Raw genomic sequence first — 3537 nt, 5'->3', positions numbered from 1 at the left:
CCGCCGAACTGTGGGCGAGGTGAGGTCACCCGGCCAGCGCGCCTACCCCGCCAGGGCCGGGTCGACGAACTGCTCGTCCGCCTCGGCCCACACGTCCTCGCGCCCGATCCCGTCCGGGTCGATCCGTTCGACTGTTTCGGGCAGGTACACCATCCTCACCATCTCCTGGCCCCCCGGCTGGTCGCCGGCCGCAGAGTAGGCGGTGATCTCCACGGTCCCCGACCACTCGGAGTCCTGAACGGCGCGGAGAATGCTGATCGAGTCGTCCTGGGCGGCCTGGCTGGCGGCGGCCGGAGTGGCATCCGGCGGCAGGGGGAAGGTGACGGCGGCGAGGCCGGGTTCGAACTCGACGACGGCGCCCTCCACCTCCGCGGTGATGGCGTCGGCGAGCGCGGAGTGGGGGTCCTCCGCCGCGGGCTGCGCGGACTCCTCGGCATTCCCGGTGAACAGGAACACCAGAAGACCCACGACGATCACCACGACGATCAGCCCGAGGATCATGAACAGTCCCCTGCTGGCCCGGTCGCGTCGCTTGGGAGGAACGGTGGCATCGGTGCTGGTCATGGGTTCACCTCTCATCCGGGATGACCCCAGTCGTACCAGGTGGGCCGATGATCCACACCGATTTCGGGCGGTCCGCTCGGCGGGCCGTCAGGCCATCCGGAAACCGCGACCGGGCCAGTTGCGGTCGGTCGCATCGGTCACGATCGCATCGAACGAGTACGCCAGCGCCGGGAGGAAGAAGGGCGACTGCGCGGCGTGGAAGCAGGACGGCAGGAGTGGACCGACGCTGCCGATGGGCCCGGCGTTCGGAGGCATGTGCCCACCGGACAGCAGTCCCACCAGGCGACCGTCGCGGGTCACCGGACCACCGGAGTCCCCGTATCCCGCGCAGGCCTGGCTCCAGAACTTCGCGCCGTCGCGCTGCCACGTGATGCCACAGGTGTGCCCCGTGGACAACCCGTCCTTGCACACGACGTCACCGAACTCAGGGGCGGGACCGCGCCCGCTGACCCCGGGCTGGCGGACGGGGACCGCGGTACCCGGGTCGAGCCGGATCACCGAGTAGTCGAGGATCTCGTTACGCGTCGCGACGGTGCCGATCACCCCGGCTCCCGGGTCGCTCCGGAGGAAGACCGGGGAGTTGATCCGGTCGCTGCAGTGGGCGGCCGTGAAGGCCACCGGGGCTCCGGTGGCGTCATACCCGGCGGCGGTGAGGGTGCACCCGGCCACTCCGTTGACCAGCACCGGAGTGCCGCCGGCGACCGGGACCGCGGCCTGGGCGGCGGCGGGGGCCGCGAGTGCGGTCGCACCGGCCATCACAGCGGTCACGGCGAGCTTGGCCAGGCCGGTGAACCTCATGAGCGTGTCCTTCCCACCCCGGCAGACTGCCCGGGTAAACGCCCTGACAGCCTATCGGGCGCCGGCTCCGGCTGCACGGCGGGCGCGCCCCGCTACTCGCGGCGAGCCAGCCGTCCGACGGGCTCGTTCGGCGTCAGTGACCCTCGACCGTGATCCTGATCGACGGGCACTCGCCCGGATCCCCACCGATGTGGGCCCAGATGGCCTCGACCACGGGCCGGAGGAACACCTCCCCCACCTGGTCGACGAGCGTACGGACCACCTGCACCTTGTCCGAGGCCCTGGTGGAGGCCAGACCCCCTCGCCGCAGGCCCTCGATCTCCCTGGTGGTGAGGTCGACGATCGCCTCCAGCAACGGTGCCCCGCGACCGTCGGGTTCCAACAGGGCCCGGTTGAGGTAGCTCACGAGCTGCGGGTTCTGCCGGAGCATCTCGCGGACCGCGACGTTCCTGGCCTCCACCACCTCCGCCGGCGTCCCGGTGTGTTCCACCGTCGCCAGCGCCCCGACGACCCGCTCCACCACGAGGTCGTCGACGGCCCGGCGCAGGCCGTCCTTGGTGCCGAAATGATGCTGGATCAGGCCGATGGTCACCCCGACCTCGGCGGCGACCCGACGCATCGAGACCCGGTCCTCGCCGTACTCGGCGTACAGGGCCAGTGCGGCGTAGCGGATCCGCGCCCTAGCGGTGAGGTCCCCGTCGGCGGCACCGCCGCGGTCGGCTGTGGTCCCGGCCATGTGCGCCACCCCGTTCGTCGTCCCTCGACCGGCGTCTGCGTCCGGTCGATGTCGGAGACAATACCGCGACCATACGATTGCATAGCAAAGCATGCACTTGTATTGTGGTGGACGAGCGGGGCCGCCCGGGCCCCACGCGACCGACCCCTGGAGATCCCTCGTGTTCGAGACCGCCCCCTACCGCTCCCCGTGGATGACCGACGACCTGGACGCGCTACGCGCCCACACTCGTGCGTTCCTGGACAAGGAGACCGCGCCGAACCTCGAGCGGTGGGCCGCCGAGGGCGCGGTGGACCGAGGATTCTGGAACAAGGCCGGCGACGCGGGCCTGCTGTGCATCTCCATCCCCGAGGAGTACGGAGGGGGCGGCGGCACGTTCGCCCACGAGACCGTGATCGCCGAGGAGCAGACCCGGGCGCTCGACGACGGCTGGGGCAACTCCGTGCACAGCACGATCGTCGCCCACTACCTGCTCCAGTACGGCACCGAGGAGCAGAAGACCCGCCTGTTGCCGAAGCTGGCGACCGGCGAGATGGTGGGGGCGATCGCCATGACCGAGCCCGGAGCGGGTTCGGATCTGCAGGCGCTGCGCACCACGGCGGTGCGGGACGGCGACGACCTGGTGGTCAACGGCGCCAAGACGTTCATCTCCAACGGCATGCACTGCGACCTGCTCATCATCGTCGCCCGCACCGGTGGCGAGGGTGCCCAGGGGCTGTCGCTCCTGCTGGCCGAGACCACGGACCTCCCGGGGTTCGACCGCGGGCGCAAGCTCGACAAGATCGGCCTGAAGTACCAGGACACGATGGAGCTGTTCTTCGACGACATGCGGATCCCCGCCGCCAACATCCTCGGCGGCGAGGCGGGCGAGGGCCAGGGCTTCATCCAGCTCATGCAGCAGCTGCCCCAGGAGCGCCTCATCATCGCCGTCACCGCCGTCGCCGCGGCCGAGACCGCGGTCCGCCTCGCGGTCGACTACGCCAAGGAGCGCGAGGCGTTCGGCAAGCCCATCCTGAAGTTCCAGAACCTCCGCTTCGAGCTGGCCGAGTGCAAGACCGAGGCCCTGGCGGCCCGGACCCTCCTGGACCACTGCATCTCCCTGCATCTGGAGGGCAAGCTGGATCCGGCCACGGCGTCGATGGCCAAGTACTTCTGCACCGACAAGCAGTGCGAGATCATCGACCGCTGCCTGCAGGTCTTCGGCGGCTACGGGTTCATGACCGAGTACCCGATCGCCCGGATGTACGCCTCCGCCCGCGTGCAGAAGATCTACGGCGGGACCAACGAGATCATGAAGGAGCTGATCTCCCGGACCCTCTGAGCCCCACCACCCTGAGCCCCACCACTCCGAGCCCCACCACCCTGAGCCCCTCAGAGTTCGGACACGATCGCGCGGACGGCGTCACGGCCCGCCCGGTTGGCCCCCACGGTCGACTGGG

4 protein-coding genes are annotated in these 3537 nt (G+C 70.3%); 1 reads left to right on the top strand and 3 read right to left on the bottom strand.

Annotated features, from left to right (window positions below; translation table 11 throughout):
• Positions 1 to 42: 42 nt before the first annotated feature.
• The 3 genes from G6019_RS09315 to G6019_RS09305 form a co-directional block, all read right to left on the bottom strand.
• Positions 43 to 564: a hypothetical protein gene (locus G6019_RS09315; RefSeq protein ID WP_182613803.1), complete on the bottom strand. Its 522-nt coding sequence runs from the start codon at positions 562 to 564 to the stop codon at positions 43 to 45.
• A gap of 87 nt (positions 565 to 651) precedes the next feature.
• The gene (locus tag G6019_RS09310; protein ID WP_107755974.1) at positions 652 to 1362 is read right to left on the bottom strand and encodes a peptidase S1; all 711 of its coding nucleotides are present in this window, start codon (positions 1360 to 1362) and stop codon (positions 652 to 654) included.
• A gap of 133 nt (positions 1363 to 1495) precedes the next feature.
• On the bottom strand, positions 1496 to 2098 hold the full coding sequence (locus G6019_RS09305; RefSeq protein WP_182613802.1) for a TetR/AcrR family transcriptional regulator: 603 nt from the start codon (positions 2096 to 2098) through the stop codon (positions 1496 to 1498).
• A gap of 160 nt (positions 2099 to 2258) precedes the next feature.
• Here G6019_RS09305 and G6019_RS09300 point away from each other — a divergent pair, with 160 nt between their 5' ends.
• Positions 2259 to 3419, top strand: coding sequence for an acyl-CoA dehydrogenase family protein (locus tag G6019_RS09300; protein ID WP_107755972.1), 1161 nt, complete (start codon positions 2259 to 2261; stop codon positions 3417 to 3419).
• Positions 3420 to 3537: the final 118 nt, after the last annotated feature.

Source organism: Dietzia sp. DQ12-76, assembly GCF_014145045.1.
Taxonomy (GTDB): Bacteria; Actinomycetota; Actinomycetes; order Mycobacteriales; family Mycobacteriaceae; genus Dietzia.
The sequence above is the reverse complement of the archived record's forward strand: the minus strand, read 5'-3'. Positions and strand labels throughout refer to the sequence as shown.